This window comes from Paraburkholderia sediminicola, from assembly GCF_902859805.1.
Taxonomy (GTDB): domain Bacteria; phylum Pseudomonadota; class Gammaproteobacteria; order Burkholderiales; family Burkholderiaceae; genus Paraburkholderia; species Paraburkholderia sediminicola.
Genome location: NZ_CADIKC010000006.1, coordinates 112,001 through 128,915, shown reverse-complemented (window position 1 = coordinate 128,915; position 16,915 = coordinate 112,001). Strand labels below are relative to the sequence as shown.

Below are 16,915 nucleotides of genomic sequence, written 5' to 3'. Positions count from 1 at the left end.
CATATCGCTCCAAGGCGCTAGCCAACGACTATTGAGCGGATAACCCCATAGGGCCATACTCGACAACGTGCAACGTGCCTGTTACGACAAGCTGATAGCGTCGAACATGCTGCTTTCCCATCTCACGAAGGAGCTCTTGCATGAAAACCGTTGGCGATAAACTCGAAGCGTTCACCGTCACTGCGGCCAAGCCGGGCTTCAACAACCATGAAGAAAACGGTGTGTCCGCGTTCGAAGAGATCACGGAGCAGTCGTTTTCGGGCAAGTGGAAAATCATCTACTTCTATCCGAAAGACTTCACGTTCGTGTGCCCGACCGAAATCGTCGAGTTCGACAAGCTGGTCAAGGATTTCGAAGAGCGCGACGCGGTATTGCTCGGCGGCAGTGTGGACAACGAATTCGTCAAGCTGGCCTGGCGCCGCGAGCAAAAGGAGCTGAACCGGCTAAATCACTATTCGTTTGGTGACGTGAAGGGCGAGTTGATCGACCAGCTCGGTGTGCGCGACCAGGAAGCCGGCGTGGCGCTGCGCGCTACATTCATCGTCGATCCGGACAATACGATTCAACACGTTTCGGTGAACAACCTGAACGTGGGCCGCAATCCGACAGAAGTGCTGCGTATTCTCGACGCTCTGCAAACGGACGAAGAGTGCCCGTGCAATCGCCCGATCGGCGGCGCAACGATGTAAGCCGCGTATTGCGGCTGAAGGTGAACAGGGATTTTCCGCGCGCAGCGGGATTAAGTTTTTTTTCGCTGCGCGCTCATGGTTTTGGTGAATGCACCGCAAACACCAAAACCAAAACCCAACATCAATTCTTGATCAATAAAACCGCTGCCTGCGCTTCAATGCCCTCGCCTCGCCCGAGGTAGCCCAACTTCTCATTCGTCTTGGCCTTAACATTAACCCGCTCAACCGGCAGGTTAAGGTCCGCAGCGATATTCGCCCGCATGCCTTCGATATGCGGCGCCAGCTTGGGCGCCTGAGCAACCACGCTGCTGTCCACATTGGCAATGGAAAACCCGGCAGCTTTAACGCGGGCAAAACACTCTCGCAATAAAACCCGGCTATCCGCGCCAGCAAACTTCGCATCCGTATCGGAGAAATGCCGCCCAATATCGCCCATTGCGGCGGCGCCGAAAATAGCATCGGTAATGGCATGCAACAGCACATCCGCGTCCGAATGCCCGAGCAGCCCGCGCTCATAAGGAATCGTCACGCCGCCGATAATCAACGGACGTCCCGGCACCAGCGCATGCACGTCATAACCCTGCCCAATTCTGAAATCCATATGCGTCAAGTCCTCAAGCCCATTGATTGAAATCTGATTTATCCATTAGGAAGCTGCAGGCCGGCACAGAATCGCCTCGGCCAGATCGAAGTCTTCCGGATAAGTGACCTTGAAGTTTCGCAAACTCCCCTGCACCAGGCGGGGCGCATGCCCCAGCCACTCGATCGCGCTCGCTTCGTCGGTCAAATCGTGGCCGTCCGCCTGCGCGCGTAAGATCGCCTCGCGCAACATGCCGATGCGGAACATCTGCGGCGTCTGCGCTTGCCACAGGCCATCCCGCGCCTCGGTGCGGGCAATCCGCCCGTCTGACGAGGCCGGGTCGATCCGCTTCAAGGTGTCCGCCACCGGCAAGGCCATGATGCCGCCCACCGGATCGTCCTTCAGCGCGCCGATCAGCGTGCGGATCAAGCCAGGCGTAATGCCCGGCCGCGCGGCGTCGTGCACCAGCACCCAGTCGTCGTCGTGCGCGCCAAACTCGGCCAGCGCGTGCAGCCCGTTCAGCACCGACGCCTGGCGCGACGCCCCACCGGCGCGGCGCACGGCGAAACGCAAGCCGCTGAAGCGGCGGGCGTCGAAGTGCTGGTCGTCGGGGGCAATCACGACAAGGGTTTGCGCAAACTCGCTGCAGGCGTCGAAAGCCGCCAGCGAGTAATGCAACATGTCGCGACCGGCAACAGTGCGATATTGTTTGGGCATCGCGGCGCCGGAACGGCTGCCGGTGCCAGCGCACGGAATCAGGGCAAATAGACGGGAAGTCACGAGTGCGGATGCCGCGAGGTCAAAGTAAAGGACGGATTTTATAATAGGTCCTTCGCATCTACGCCCCGACACGCGTAAACTTGCCGATCACGTGTGAGCCCGAGGCCGCTTTTTCTCTTCTATGCCAGACATCGCCGCATCATCGCAGTACTCCCCGCCCGTCGCGCTCGTCAAGGCCGGCCAGCGTTTCGCCTTCGACGGCACGCACGGCTCGTCCGACGCGCTGCTGATCGCCCGTTACCATCTCGCCTACCGCGAGAAGGTGCCGCTGCTGGCGGTCGTCTGCGAAAGCGCTGTCGACGCGCAGCGGCTGGCGCAGGAAATCGGCTTTTTCGCGCCCGAGGCACGCGTGCGGTTGCTGCCGGACTGGGAAACGCTGCCTTACGATACCTTTTCGCCCCACCAGGACCTGGTCTCGGAACGCCTCGCCACGCTGCACGATCTGGGCGAAGGCCGCTGCGACATCCTGCTGGTGCCGGCCACCACCGCTTTGTACCGGATGCCGCCCGCCTCATTCATGGCGGGCTACACGTTCTCCTTCTCGCAAGGCGAGCGCCTCGACGAGGCCAAACTCAAAGCGCAATTGACGCTCGCGGGCTACGAGCACGTGAGTCAGGTGGTGCGTCCCGGCGAATACTGCGTGCGCGGCTCGCTGCTCGACCTCTTCCCGATGGGCTCGCTGCTGCCGTACCGGATCGACCTGTTCGACGACCAGGTCGATTCGATCCGTGCATTTGACCCGGACACGCAGCGCAGCCTCTACCCGGTGAAGGACGTGCGTCTCCTGCCCGGCCGCGAATTCCCCTTCGACGAAGCGGCGCGCACGGCTTTCCGCAGCCGCTGGCGCGAGACCTTCGAGGGCGATCCGAGCCGCGCGTCGATTTACAAGGACATCGGCAACGGCGTGCCGTCGGCCGGCATCGAATACTATTTGCCGCTCTTCTTCGAAGAAACGGCGACGCTGTTCCACTACCTGCCCGAAGGCGCGCAACTGGCGTTCGTCGGCGATCTGGACGCGGCGATCCGGCGCTTCACCAACGACACCAAACAGCGCTACAACTTCCTCTCGCACGATCGCGACCGACCGATTCTGGAGCCGCAGCGCCTGTTCCTCTCGGACGAGGATTTCTTCGCATTCGCCAAGCCGTTCGCGCGGCTCGCCTTACCCGCCAACGCGGGCGGCGGCTGGTCGACCCCGCTGCCGGATCTGGCAATCGACCGTCACGCGGAGGATCCGGTCTCGGCCTTGCGCACCTATCTCGAGACCACGCCGAACCGTGTGCTGTTCGCCACGGAATCGGCGGGCCGTCGTGAAACGCTGTTGCAACTGCTGGCCGACAATCACCTCCGGCCTGTATCGAGCGACAGCTTCCAGGACTGGCTCACGAGCGACGAACGTTTTTCGCTAGGCGTCGCGCCTTTGGCGAACGGCTTCGCGGTGCCTATCGACGGTATCGCGATCATCACCGAGACCGAGCTTTACGGCCCGCTCGCACGCCGCGCGGGACGGCGCCGCCAGGAACAGGCCAGCAACGTCGATTCGATGGTGCGGGACCTGTCCGAGCTGAAGATCGGCGATCCGGTCGTGCATTCGCAGCACGGTATCGGCCGCTATATGGGCCTCGTCACGATGGATCTCGGCGAAGGCGAAACCGAGTTCCTGCACCTCGAATACGCGAGCGACAGCAAGCTCTATGTGCCGGTCGCGCAACTGCATGTGATTTCGCGCTACAGCGGTGCCGATCCGGAAAGCGCGCCGCTGCATTCGCTCGGCTCGGGCCAGTGGGAAAAGGCCAAACGCAAAGCCGCGCAGCAGATCCGCGACACCGCGGCTGAATTGCTGAACCTGTATGCCCGCCGCGCCCTGCGCGAAGGCCACGCATTCGCGCTCGAACCAAGAGACTATGTGAAGTTCGCCGAGAGCTTCGGCTTCGAAGAAACGCCGGACCAGGCCGCGGCCATTGCTGCCGTGATCGGCGACATGACGAGCGGCAAACCCATGGATCGCCTCGTGTGCGGCGACGTCGGTTTCGGCAAGACCGAGGTGGCCTTGCGCGCGGCATTCATCGCGGTGATGGGCGGCAAACAGGTTGCGCTGCTCTCGCCCACCACGCTGCTCGCCGAACAGCACACGCAAACCTTTAGCGATCGATTCTCCGACTGGCCGGTGCGCATCGCCGAACTGTCGCGCTTCAAGTCGACGAAGGAAGTCAACGCCGCGATCCAGCAGATCAACGAAGGCACGGTCGATATCGTGATCGGCACGCACAAACTGCTGTCGTCGGATGTGCAGTTCAAGCGGCTGGGGCTCGTAATCATCGACGAGGAACACCGTTTCGGCGTGCGTCAGAAAGAGGCGTTGAAAGCGTTGCGCGCCGAAGTCGACGTGCTCACGCTCACGGCGACGCCGATCCCGCGTACGCTCGGCATGGCGCTCGAAGGGCTGCGCGATTTCTCCGTGATTGCCACCGCGCCGCAAAAGCGCCTCGCGATCAAAACCTTCGTGCGTCGCGAAGAAGACAGCGTGATTCGCGAAGCGATGTTGCGCGAGTTGAAACGTGGCGGCCAGGTCTACTTCCTGCACAACGAAGTCGAAACGATCGAGAATCGCCGGCAGATGCTTGAAGCGCTCGTGCCGGAAGCACGCATCGCCGTCGCGCATGGACAGATGCATGAGCGCGAACTCGAGCGCGTGATGCGTGACTTCGTTGCCCAACGCGCGAACGTTCTGCTGTGCACGACAATTATCGAAACGGGTATCGACGTACCGAGCGCCAACACGATCCTGATTCACCGCGCCGACAAGTTCGGTCTCGCGCAATTGCATCAGCTGCGTGGCCGCGTGGGCCGCTCGCATCACCAGGCGTATTCGTATCTGCTGGTGCATGACCCGCAAGGACTGACCAAGCAGGCGCAACGCCGTCTCGAAGCGATCCAGCAGATGGAGGAACTCGGTTCGGGCTTCTATCTCGCGATGCACGACCTCGAAATTCGCGGTACGGGTGAAGTGCTCGGCGACAAGCAATCAGGCGAGATTCAGGAGATCGGATTCCAGCTTTACACCGACATGCTGAACGACGCCGTGAAGGCGCTCAAGGAAGGCAAGGAGCCGGACCTCACCGCACCGCTCGCGGCGACCACCGAGATCAATCTGCACGCCCCCGCGATTCTGCCGGCGGACTATTGCGGCGATGTGCAGGAACGCCTGTCTCTCTACAAGCGCCTCGCTAATTGCGAACACAACGATTCGATCGACAGCATTCAGGAAGAGTTGATCGACCGCTTCGGCAAGTTGCCGCCGCAAGCGCATGCGCTTGTCGAGACGCATCGCCTGCGGTTGGCGGCGAAACCCCTGGGCATTTCGAAAATCGATGCAGGCGAAACGGTGATCGGCTTGCAGTTCATCCCCAATCCGCCAATCGACGCGATGCGGATCATCGAGATGGTGCAGAAGCACAAGCACATCAAGCTCGCAGGCCAGGACAAGCTGCGCATTGAAACGCGCAGCCCGGACCTGGCCGTGCGTGTGGCGACGGTGAAAGAAACCTTGCGCGCACTCGGCACGCCTAGCCGCGGCACGGCGGCCGCGGCGGCCGCGCGCTAAGGTTGCGTACTAAGGTTGCGTACTAAGGCTGCGCACCGTTGCGTGCTCCCGCGCCGGCGTTGTAGCGACACCGGTGTCAACACCGGCGCCGTGACCGGAACCAACGGCACCGTCATTAAAAAAACGGGGTACATCTAGCCGTTTTTTTGTTTATGCTGCGGTGCGCAAACGCGTGCCGCAGCATACGGGTGCGTTTTTTTTGGGTATGATCGAAAGACTCAAATGCCGGAGTCTTGTCATGTCTCACGTCGCTGAAACAGCGCAGTCCTCGCAAACGCCCGCCTCAGAATCGAATTCCTCCTCGCCTGCCTCGCTGCCTGCCTCGCTTCCGTGGGTGACCCGTCTCGTGTCGATGGACACGGTGAGCCGCAATCCGAATCTCGGTCTGATCGAAACCGTACGCGACGAATTGCGCGCGGTCGGCATCGAAGCCACGCTCACCCACGACGAAAGCGGCAAATGGGCAAATCTGTTCGCGACGATTCCGGCACACGACGGTGAGACCAACGGCGGAGTCGTGCTGTCGGGCCATACAGATGTCGTGCCCGTAGACGGTCAGCAATGGGACAGCGATCCGTTCAAACCGGAAATCCGTGGCGACAAGCTGTATGGCCGCGGCACCTGCGACATGAAAGGCTTCATTGGCGCGGCGCTCGCACTCGTACCCGAGATGCAGCGTACCAGGCTCGCGAGGCCAATTCACTTTGCGTTGTCGTTCGACGAGGAAGTGGGCTGCGCCGGCGCACCGCTCCTGATTGCCGATCTGATGAAGCGTGGCGTGAAGCCGGACGGCTGCATCGTCGGCGAGCCGACCAGCATGCGCCCGATCGTGGCGCACAAAGGCATCAACGCCTATCAGTGCTGCGTGCGCGGCCAGGCGGCGCATTCGTCGCTCACACCGAAGGGCTTGAACGCGATCGAATACGCCGCGCGCCTGATCTGCTACATCCGCGATATGGCCGATCAATTCCGCGCACAAGGCCCGTTCGACGAACTCTACGACGTGCCCTTCACCACCGCGCAAACCAGCACGATCATCGGCGGCAACGCGATCAATACCGTGCCGGCCGAATGCAAGTTCCAGTTCGAATTCCGCAACCTGCCCACGCTCGATCCCGAACCGATCTTCGAGCGCATCGATCAATACGCGCGCGAAACGCTGCTGCCGAAAATGTTGCGCGAGCATCCATCTGCCGCCATCGAGATCACGAAGATCGCCGCCGCCCCTGGCCTCGATTCGTCTGAACAAGCCGCGATCACGCAACTCGTGCGCGCGCTGACCGCGGACCAGGACAAGCGCAAGGTCGCGTACGGCACTGAAGCAGGGCTATTCTCGCTTGCGGGCATTCCGAGCATTGTGTGCGGCCCCGGCGACATCCAGCAGGCGCACAAAGCCAACGAATTCGTCGCGCTGGATCAGCTCGTGGCATGCGAGCGCTTCCTGCAAAAATTCATCCACAGCATGTCGGTGGAAGCGCACGCACACTGAAACTGAGCGCGCTAAAAACGGTCATAGCCATATTGAGGAAAAACACGCCCACGCCATGTCAACCGCCACACAGCAGCACACCGACCACACGATCAACGGCGAGCCGATCCCTACTCTCGACAACATCGCCACGCAGCATTTTGCGTTGACGCCGTGGGTGACGCGAACGCCGGTGTTCGACCGGCTCGACTTTCCATCGCTGGAAGGCACGGTGGTGAACTTCAAGTTCGAGTTGCTGCAAGCGGGCGGCAGTTTCAAGGCGCGCGGCGCGTTCACCAACCTGCTCGCGCTCGACGAAGCGCAACGCAGCGCGGGCGTCACGTGTGTGTCGGGCGGTAATCATGCGGTGGCGGTCGCGTACGCCGCCATGCGTCTTGGCATCAGCGCGAAGGTCGTGCTGTTTCGCGCGGCCAATCCGGCACGTGTAGCGTTGTGCCGGCAGTATCACGCTGACATCGTCTTCGCGGAAAACATTGCCGAAGCCTTCGAGCTTGTGCGCCGTATCGAGGCAGAAGAAGGCCGTTATTTCGTGCATCCGTTCAACGGCTATCGCACCGTGCTCGGCTCAGCCACGCTCGGCTATGAATGGGCCACACAAACGCCCGACCTCGAAGCGGTGATCGTGCCGATCGGCGGCGGCGGCCTCGCTGCCGGCGTGGCCACCGCCATGCGGCTCGCGAATCCGCGCGTTCATATGTACGGCGTCGAACCGGAAGGCTCGGACGTAATGGGCAAAAGCTTCGCCGCCAATCACACGGTCAAGATGGGGCATATGCACACCATCGCCGATTCATTGGCATCGCCGCATACCGAGGAATACAGCTACGAGTTGTGCCGTCGCCATATCGACCAGCTCGTCACGGTATCCGACGATCAATTGCGCGCGGCGATGCTGACCTTGTTCGGACAACTGAAGCTAGCTGTCGAGCCGGCCTGCGCCGCCGCTACGGCAGCGCTGCTCGGACCGCTGCGCGAAACGCTGCAAGGCAAACGCGTGGGCGTGCTGCTGTGCGGCACCAATACCGATCCGGTCAGTTTTGCTGCGCATATCGAACAGGCGCGTCATAGCCAGTCACAGTTTCCAGAGTAAAAGCAATCCGCTCTTGCCGTGCCAAAAGACTAGCCTATCCTTCTCAGATTGGTATGATTCGATAATCGACTTCTGGGAGGAACGTATATGAGCATGATCAAGGAATTCAAGGAATTTGCCCTCAAAGGCAACGTAATGGATCTCGCCGTTGGGGTGATTATCGGCGGCGCATTTTCCACCATCGTCAATTCAATTGTTAAAGACCTGATCATGCCGGTTGTCGGCGTTGCCACCGGCGGCCTCGATTTTTCCAACAAGTTCGTTCGCCTCGGCGATATTCCCGCCAGCTTCAAAGGCAGTCCCGAGTCCTATAAAGACTTGCAAACGGCAGGCGTGGCAGTGTTCGGTTATGGCTCGTTTATCACCGTGGCCATCAACTTCGTGATCCTCGCGTTCATCATTTTCCTGATGGTCAAGTTCATCAATAATCTGCGCAAGCCGGCTGAAGCCGCGCCGGCAGAACCGCCGCCAACGCCGGAAGAAGTCGTGCTGCTGCGTGAAATCCGCGATTCGCTGAAGAGCTCATCGCCGCGCTGAGCGGCCTGGCGTAAGTCACCTGGTTAAGTCACCCGGGTTGGATCAACCTGAACCACGTTAAACATTCGCGCCGGCACATTAAGCGGCGCAAATAAATAAGGCCTGTCGCGAGGAAATCGCCACAGGCCTTTTTCATACCGCGTGCAGATTACGTCGCCCGGGTCGACGTGGCGAACACACTAAGCGTTCTTTTTGTCCGCTTCGTTCCCCTCGCCCTTCTCCGCCTTCAGAGTCATCGCGCTTTCGATCATCGTCTCGAGCTGTCCGAAATTGACAGGCTTGGTCAGATGCGAAGTAAAGCCGGCGCTCAGGCAACGGCGCACATCGTCATCGGTACCGAAGCCGGTCAACGCGACCGCCGGCGCATCCGAACGCTCGCGGAACGCCTTGACGAAATCGAGGCCCGTGCCGTCGGGCAAGCCCACGTCGCTGATCACCAGATCGAACGTCTGCGACTGGGTAGCGGCGAGCGCATCGTCCACACGGCCCACCATGGTCACGTCGTGACCCAGGCTGCGAATCAGTTGCGCCATCACCTCGGCGGTATCCACGTGGTCTTCGATCAGCAGAATAGTCAGCAGGCCGTGATGACGCACCTCATCAGGCGCCGCAACGGGCGTGAGCTCCTCGGGCGCGGCGGCGGTCGGCAGCGTGATCGTGAAAGTCGCGCCGCAGTGCGCGCCGGGGCTCTGTGCGACCACCGTGCCGCCGTGCACATCGGTCAGGGCCTTCGTGATCGCAAGACCCAGGCCCAAGCCGCCGAATTGCCGCGTCATGTTCTGGTTGCCCTGCTCGAACGCGTTGAACAGTTTGCCGATCTGCTCGGGTTCGATGCCGATGCCCGTATCCTCGACCGAGATTTGCACATGCATGCGTTCATCGTGCGTGCGCACGTAGATATGGCCGCCGTCCGGCGTGAACTTGGCGGCGTTGCGAATCAGGTTCCACAGCATCTGTTGCAGCCGTGCGCGGTCGGCGAGCACGTAATGGTGTTGCGCATTCGTGCACACGTGCACATCCTGCTGCTTGACCTGGATCTCGCTGCGAAAGAGTTCGAGCACGCTGTCTATCACCTCGTGCACGTCGACGGTTTCGAGCGACAAACGCAGCTTGCCGTTCGCCACGCGCGTGAGATCGAGCAGGTCGTCGATCAGGCGCGCTTCGAGTTCGACGTTGCGGCGAATCATGCGCACGCTCGCACGTGCCTGATCGGGCAGACCCGGGATCATCTCCAGCACGCTAGCGCCTGCCAGCACAGGCGTGAGCGGCGTGCGCAATTCGTGCGACAGCATGGCGAGGAAGCGGTCTTTCGCACGATTGGCTTCTTCAGCGATCTGGCGGGCGGCCTGCTCCGAGGCCAGCAGCCGTTCACGTTCCTCGATCGCCTCGCGCTGCGGATGAATGTCCGTGCAACTGCCAAACCACTTGCTGACGTTGCCTTCAGCGTCGCGCATCGCGACCGCGCGGATGTCGAACCAGCGATAAGCGCCGTCGTGGCGGCGAATCCGCAGTTCGTGCCGGTAGTCACCGGCGCCGCCTGTCACCGCCTTGAGCCAGGTACGGCGAATCTCTTCGCGATCATCCGGATGCACCGCTTCGAGCCACGCGAGACCGTACGAACTGCTTTCCGCCAACCCCGTGTAGTCGAACCACTGCTTCGACAGGAAATCGCAATCGCCCGCGGCGTTGCAGGTCAGCACGAGATGCGGCAACGCCTCCGACAAGGTGCGGTAATGCTGTTCGCGATCGCGCAGCAACAAGGCTTCGTCCGAGGCCTTCTGCAAACGCACCTGGGACAGCACCCGCTCCACCGCCTCGGGCAGGTAATCGAGGTAGTCGCCGGACTTCGGCACCACGTCGGATACGCCTGCGCGCAAGGCTTCGATCACCCGGGATTCATCAGTAAAACCGGTCACGAGGATGGCGGGGATCCGCACGCCCTCCGCGCGCAAGCGGCGAAAGAAGTCGAGACCGGTCTCCGGCCCGCTGAGCTGATAGTCGAGCACGAGCAGGTCGGGTGCACCCGTGGCGAGTCGTGCGCGGGCCGCGTCGACCTGCGCGCAGATTGCAACCCGGCAGCCGGCGCGTTCGAGCGACTTGCGCGCGAGCCGTAAGATGCCTTCGTCGTCATCGACGACCAGCACATACGCGGCGGGCTGCGTGGACACGTCTTCGGTCATGCGGAATCTTCTCTGGCTAGGTCTGGTGTGGCTATCTTGTCATGGGCCGCTTTCGGAGCGCCTTCATATGAACCTTCTGTCACGGCGCGGTCAGCCGGTGGCCCGAGGGCAGTTTGACCACCTGCAGGAAGAAGCCGAGACGGCGCACCGCTTCGATGAACGCGTCGTATTCGACCGGCTTGGTGATATAGACGTTGCAGCCGAGTTCGTAACAGCGTGCGATTTCACGCGGATCGTCGGTCGTGGTCAGCACGATCACAGGCACCGCGGCTGTCTGCGGCGAATCCTTCAGACGCCGCAACACCTCGAAGCCATCCACGCGCGGCATTTTCAGATCGAGCAGCACGACGAAATTCGTCAGATCTTCGCGAGGTGGGTAAGGACTGGCAGCGGGATCCGCCGGCGCCGGACCGAAGAAGTAGTCGAGTGCCTGCTGGCCGTCGCGAAAGCGAACGAAACCGTTCGAAATACCGGCTCGGCGCAGATTGCGCTCGACCAGCGTGGCGTGGCCGTCGTCATCTTCGATCAGCACGATACTGACCGTTTCCCCGTGCTTCATATGCCCTCCGTACTGACAATGCGTTTTTGCATCATGCTTTTAGCTATCCCCACCGTTTCTTCTCACGCCTGTTGCGGTTCAATTGCGCGCAGGCTGTTCTGGTAACACGACAAAAAAAGTCGATCCCGCGCCTTCGGCCGATTCGACCCAGACGCGGCCGCCATGCCGTTCTACCATACGCCGCACCACCGCGAGGCCGATGCCGTCTCCGTTCGCGACGTCGCCGTGCAGGCGCTGAAACGCCCGGAACACCTTCGACATATACGCCGCCGGAATCCCGAGCCCGTTGTCGCGCACATAATAGGTGCGCGTGCGCAACGCGCGCGGCTCGGTTTCGTCGACCGGTTCCGGCTCCAGCGCGCCGATCTCGATGCGCCCATTGCGCGCCGGGTCGAGATAGTTGAGCGCGTTCCCGATCAGGTTGCCGAAAATCTGCTCGATCGCACCCGGATCGCCCCATGCAGGCGGCAACTCGCGCACGGTCACCACCGTGCCGCGCTGGCTGATGGCGCCTTGCAGCGCATCGACCACTTTGCCCACCACCCGACCGACGCTCACCCGCTGCCACTGATATTCGAGCCGCCCGGCGCGTGAAATCCGCAACAGCGCGTCGATGATCGCCGCCGCCCGCGTCACCGCCGTGCGTAGATATTGCAGAGACTCGCGCACGTCGCCGTCAAGAACATGCGTCATCCGCCGATGCTCGGTCTCCGGCAGTTTCGCCGCCTCGACGAGGCTGTCCAGTTCGTCGCACGACACCTGCAATTCTTTCGAAAAGCCTTGCAGATTCACCAGCGGCGAGCGCAGATCGTGCGACACGCTGTAGATGAACATTTCGTTGTCTTGCGTCTCCTGGCGCAGCTCCTCGTTCACGCCGGCCAGTTCCCGCGCCCGCGCCTCGAGCCGCACTTTCAGCTTGGCCTGCTCGCCTTCGGCCTCGCGCAGGCGGTCGCCCGTCTGATGCAGCACCGCGTCGAGTGCGGCAATTTCGTCGCTGCCGGACAGCGGCGCCGCAAGCTGCCGCCCGCTGCCGAGGCGCTCGGCATTGCCGGTCAACACCTCCAGCCGCCGGCCGATGCTGCGCGCAAACACGACGGCAGTGGCCGCCCAGATCAGCATCGAGCCCAGCACCGCGGCGATCAGCGCGTATTGCTGGCGTTCGCGGCGCCGTGCCAGGGCCGCACCGCGCTCCGCGTCGAGCCGCGAGGCCTCATTGCTGAACTCGGTGAGCTGATCGCGAAACAGTGCGATCTGCTGGGGCAGCGCGCCCGTGTCCAGCCCGGCAAACGAATTCAGGTTGTGGCCTGCGCGCAGCGCCTGCGAGATCGCGGTGGCCTGCATGCGATACGCGTCGATCGCCTGTTGCATCTTGCGCACGCGCGCAACCTGTTGCGGCGTATCGGCCACCAGCGTTTCCAGATTCGACAGGCGGTCGCCGAGATCGACCCATACAGTATGGCGGTCGACAAACGACGGATCGCCGACGACCATACCCGTGCGGACCCGCGCGGCCTGACGCAGCAGCGGATCGACAATGGCCGACGACTGATAGAGGATCTGCTTGCTGTTGCTGACCCACCGCGCGGCCTGCGCTGTTTGCTCCTGGGTATCGAAGACGACGCCCAGAAGCGCCAGCTCGACCACGCTCGGCACTGCAATCAGCAGCAGACCCTTGGTGAATAGTTTCATGTTCGCCCGAAGGGTCGTTCAAACCGCGGCGGTACGCACGAACCACGCGCCTCGCCTCGGCATGCGGGCGGGCCGTTGCGATGCAGGACTGGCCAGCACGCCGCGGTGCAGCCGGACGGGCCATTATCGACGTGAATGTGAGATATTTCAACGTAGCGGCAAGATGCGCTCGCCCACATAAAAATGACTTTTTTATTGATACGAGTTGTTTTTTCCGTGGCGCGTGCGTCTATGATGGAGACAGATGTGCTGGGAAGCGAAAGCGCGCGGCGAGGCGGTTCGGCATGATTCGTGCGGGAGGCGGTGGGACGGCGTAGACGCCGAATCATCGTGAATCCGGCCTTGTCGTATGCTATAAAAGATCGACGTGCGGCGCGCGAAGCCGGGAGTTGTCGCATGAGGACGCTGCGTTTCTTGCAATTCTTTTTCAGGCGAATTTTTATGTCCTTCCCGAAAAAGCGTAGACGCGCGAAGGTGGACGGCGATGAGTCGTTCCTCGCGGTACTACGGCATTTCAAGCCGTTCGGTCAGCTCGACACCAAAATTGCACGCGCTCGCGCACAGGACGAGCCGGTGCTTTATGCACATGTGCTGCCTGGGCTCGACGTTCTTCTGTGCAGCGTACGCGGCGCCCAGCCGCCCTATCCCGCGCCCGCCGAATTGCGGCGGCGTTGTATCGAATCCATTACCAATGCATTGGAACAGCCGCTCGACGGGCTCGAGAACGGTGGATATTGGTATGAAGCGGACGGATTCGGGTTCCTGGTCTTTGCCAGCCGGGCCCGAGGCAAGATTCTGACCGAGTTTGGCGCCACCCGCATCGGCGGCGCCCGGCGTGGGGTTCGCAGGCAGGATGCGGCGGGAGATGCCGCTCCGCGCTCGCTGCGGTAGTTCTTTTTCCTTAGCCTTTTCCTTTTCCTTTGCCTTTGCCTTTGCCTTTGCCTGTCGTAGCTGATTAGTGTTCGCCCCGTATTGGGGGAGCGCTAATCAGCCACAAGAAAATAAAGGCAAGGGCGGATCCGCAGAACCAACTCCACCAGCTCCACCAGTTCCACCAGTTCGCAGACAAAGCAGAAAGCATTAACTCCCCTTGTATTCAGCTCCCATCGGCGGCGACATGACCGCAGGTTTCCTGTCGCCCGCAGCCGGTGAGGAAGCGCCCGCAGAAGGCTTGTTCACCGGCGCACCGTCGAGGGAAATGGCCGGCTTGGGCTGTTGCTTCATACCCGGCGCCGGTGCGCTCGGCGCCTGACGAACCTGCGCCAGCAACTCCCCGCACGGCAGCGGTTTGTTATTGCTAGGCGCAAGCAGCGGAATCAGCGCCGCAAACGGATTGATCAACCCGAGCCCGATTACGGCGCCCCCTCGCAGCGCCAGCGCGGTGGCGTTCACGCCAACGTGCGGGTCCTTGAACGTCCCCTTCACATACAGCGGCGAGCGCAGCGAAAACACCCGGAAGCCCTTGGTATGCGGATGCACGCCAAGATCCATCGATTCGTCGCGCAGATTCACGTTGCCGTCGATGTTGATGACCGCGTCGTCCGTGTCGAGCGCAAAGACACGCGAATCCAGCACGCCGTTCGTCGCGACAAAATCCGCCGCCGCGCAGTTGATCTTCACGTCGCGATTGCCGAACAGCTTTTCATAGACCACGTTCGCCACGTTCAGGCCCGCGGCTTCCATCAGCAGACGGCTTACGGTGCCGTCGGTGATCAAGGCCTTCACCTCGCCGTTCGATGTCGCCGCCAATGCCGCCGGCGAATTGCCGGTCGCGGTCAGCGCGGCGTCGCCATTGATTTCGCCGAGCGCGTTCTGCATCGTCTTGAAGTTCGGGAACAGCTGCTTGAGCTTCAGATGCCGCGCTGAGGTCGCGAAGCGGCCCTTCAGCGGCGTCGTGCTGCCGTCCAGATGAATGTCCGATGACAGCGAGCCGCCCGCCACGCCGAACTTCAACGGCTCGAGCGACAGCACGCCGTCGGTCATCACGACGTGCGTGTACAGGTCCGTAATCGGCAGATTGGTGTCCTTGACGATGCGGCGCCCCGTGAACTTCACGTCCGCGTCGATCGCCTTCCAGCGATCGGTGCGGAATTCTTCGACCGGCAGGACTTTGTTGGCCGGCTGCGCGGTCGCGTCGCCGCGCTTGGCCTTGCTGGAATTCGAGTCCGCGCCGATGACCGGCGCCAGATCGGCGAATTGCAGCAGATGCGACACCAGCTCGCCCTGCAACAGCGGACGCGGCTCACGCGCCGTGTAGGTCAGCGAGCCGTTCAGATCGCTGCCGCCCACCCGGCCTGTAAAATTTTCATACTTGAAAACGTTGGCGCCGGGCTTGAACTGGCCGACCAGACGCCCTTCGGTTGCATATGGCGGCGTGTCGGGCAAGGTCACGCCCGTCAGCGAATACAGCCGCGCCAGACTGTTGCCTTGCAGCCAGAGACGCAGATCGACCGCGGCAAGGTGCGCCGGATCGGTGATCGTGCCCACGAGGCCAACGCGCAGATCGCCAGCCTTCACATCGGCCTGGACCGGGAACGGCCGGTTCGCGTCCTGCAGTGCCAGCACGCCGCCCACCTTGCCGCTGCCGGATACCGGCGTCTTGTTGTAGGTGCCCTTGACGGTCCAGGCGATCGCGTACGGCGGAATCGTCGGTTTTGCGCCGGTTGCCGTGCCTGCCTCGCTAGCGTTCGACGCCGAGGCTACCGCGGCGCCGCTTGCGCCCTCGCTTGCACCCCCGCTCGCACCGTTCGCCCCGCCGGCAACCAGTGCACCCGACGCGCCATTCGCCGCCGTCGCGCCGGACGCGGTGATATCCGTCGACGAAGCGCCGGAAGCTGCCGCCGCGGACGCCGCCGCTTCCGATGCCGCCTGTGCGTTAGCCTGTGCCGTCAGCTTGCTCGCACCTGCTTTACCGACCGCCTCCGCCGATGCACTACGCGACGCCGTCTCCTGCTGCTTCATCACCTCGCCGATCGGAATCGGCTGGCCGAGCGTATCGATGGCCATCTGCATCTCGACCTTCTTCTGCTGATCCGACAACGCGATATTGCCTTTGGCAAAGGCGATGTCGTGCAGATCGAGCTTCCATTCGGAAGGCCCGCTCGAAGACGCCAGTTTGAAGGTCCAGTTGTCGCGCCCGTCGAGCAGTCGTTCAAGATCGACCGAAGGATTCACGAGGTTGATCGCGGGAATCACGATGTCGTGCGCAAGCAGCGGCAGCACCTTGACCTGGAAGTCGATTTCGTCCAGCGTCGCGAACTGCGGCTGTTTGGCCCAGTCGGGATTGCCTACCGTGATATTGGCCGCCGAAAAACGCGGCCAGGGCACCCAGCCACGCCAGCCGGTTTCGCCGACCGGATGCTGCCAGCCTACTTTCAGATCGCCGTTGATCGCGAACGGCCGGCCGATCGCCTGCGTCACCTTGTCGTCGATGTACGGGCGCGCCCGGTTCCAGTCAAAGGTCAGGATGAAGATGGCCAGGGCGACAATCAGAATGACGATGATCGCCACCAACCATGCGATGATTTTTGCTATCCGTCTTCCAATCGTGCTCGACACTGCCATTGAAAAGCTCCGCCTTTGTTCTTCGTTGTGCATGGGGCCAGCACGTATCGTGCCTGGTAGTATTGTTTAATAGGGGTCGTTTTATCATGCCGCTCAGCTCCGGCACAGGTTTCCCAGCCATGAAAACGTAAGGAAATGTCATGGCGGCCTCCGC

Annotated in this window: 12 protein-coding genes; 6 read left to right on the top strand and 6 right to left on the bottom strand. The window is 61.9% G+C overall.

Annotated elements, in window-relative coordinates; translation table 11 throughout:
• Window positions 1-140: 140 nt before the first annotated feature.
• Window positions 141-689, top strand: a complete 549-nt coding sequence (locus R8871_RS21570) for a peroxiredoxin (protein WP_175052282.1) — start codon at window positions 141-143, stop codon at window positions 687-689.
• Window positions 690-810: 121 nt separating this feature from the next.
• Here R8871_RS21570 and ispF read toward each other — a convergent pair whose 3' ends face one another.
• Together ispF and ispD are read right to left on the bottom strand one after the other, a co-directional pair.
• A complete protein-coding gene (gene ispF, locus R8871_RS21565) occupies window positions 811-1,290 on the bottom strand; it encodes a 2-C-methyl-D-erythritol 2,4-cyclodiphosphate synthase (RefSeq protein ID WP_097392390.1) in 480 nt (159 codons plus the stop codon).
• A 45-nt stretch (window positions 1,291-1,335) separates the two neighbouring features.
• On the bottom strand, window positions 1,336-2,049 hold the full coding sequence (gene ispD / locus R8871_RS21560; protein WP_175052281.1) for a 2-C-methyl-D-erythritol 4-phosphate cytidylyltransferase: 714 nt from the start codon (window positions 2,047-2,049) through the stop codon (window positions 1,336-1,338).
• A gap of 121 nt (window positions 2,050-2,170) precedes the next feature.
• Between ispD and mfd the strand changes: the two genes are divergently transcribed.
• The 4 genes from mfd to mscL all read left to right on the top strand — a co-directional run bounded on the left by mfd (window position 2,171) and on the right by mscL (window position 8,769).
• Entirely contained in the window at window positions 2,171-5,653 is a 3,483-nt protein-coding gene (gene mfd, locus R8871_RS21555; RefSeq protein WP_175052280.1) for a transcription-repair coupling factor, read from the top strand.
• Window positions 5,654-5,891: 238 nt separating this feature from the next.
• On the top strand, window positions 5,892-7,142 hold the full coding sequence (gene argE / locus R8871_RS21550; protein ID WP_175052279.1) for an acetylornithine deacetylase: 1,251 nt from the start codon (window positions 5,892-5,894) through the stop codon (window positions 7,140-7,142).
• 55 nt (window positions 7,143-7,197) lie between these two features.
• Entirely contained in the window at window positions 7,198-8,232 is a 1,035-nt protein-coding gene (locus tag R8871_RS21545; protein ID WP_175052278.1) for a pyridoxal-phosphate dependent enzyme, read from the top strand.
• Window positions 8,233-8,319: 87 nt separating this feature from the next.
• On the top strand, window positions 8,320-8,769 hold the full coding sequence (gene mscL / locus R8871_RS21540; RefSeq protein WP_175052277.1) for a large conductance mechanosensitive channel protein MscL: 450 nt from the start codon (window positions 8,320-8,322) through the stop codon (window positions 8,767-8,769).
• Between the two features lie 179 nt (window positions 8,770-8,948).
• On the opposite strand, the gene R8871_RS21535 is transcribed toward mscL, so the two are convergent.
• The 3 genes from R8871_RS21535 to R8871_RS21525 all read right to left on the bottom strand — a co-directional run bounded on the left by R8871_RS21535 (window position 8,949) and on the right by R8871_RS21525 (window position 13,197).
• Window positions 8,949-10,949, bottom strand: coding sequence for a hybrid sensor histidine kinase/response regulator (locus R8871_RS21535; protein WP_175052276.1), 2,001 nt, complete (start codon window positions 10,947-10,949; stop codon window positions 8,949-8,951).
• Between the two features lie 79 nt (window positions 10,950-11,028).
• A complete protein-coding gene (locus R8871_RS21530; protein ID WP_175052275.1) occupies window positions 11,029-11,508 on the bottom strand; it encodes a response regulator in 480 nt (159 codons plus the stop codon).
• A 78-nt stretch (window positions 11,509-11,586) separates the two neighbouring features.
• On the bottom strand, window positions 11,587-13,197 hold the full coding sequence (locus tag R8871_RS21525; RefSeq protein ID WP_175052274.1) for a sensor histidine kinase: 1,611 nt from the start codon (window positions 13,195-13,197) through the stop codon (window positions 11,587-11,589).
• Window positions 13,198-13,593: 396 nt separating this feature from the next.
• On the opposite strand from R8871_RS21525, the gene R8871_RS21520 reads away from it, so the two are divergent.
• The gene (locus R8871_RS21520) at window positions 13,594-14,088 is read left to right on the top strand and encodes a hypothetical protein (protein ID WP_091794435.1); all 495 of its coding nucleotides are present in this window, start codon (window positions 13,594-13,596) and stop codon (window positions 14,086-14,088) included.
• Window positions 14,089-14,277: 189 nt separating this feature from the next.
• Here the strand turns inward: R8871_RS21520 and R8871_RS21515 are convergent, their stop codons facing one another.
• Complete coding sequence (locus R8871_RS21515; RefSeq protein WP_175052273.1) at window positions 14,278-16,761, bottom strand: AsmA family protein; 2,484 nt, start codon at window positions 16,759-16,761, stop codon at window positions 14,278-14,280.
• Window positions 16,762-16,915: the final 154 nt, after the last annotated feature.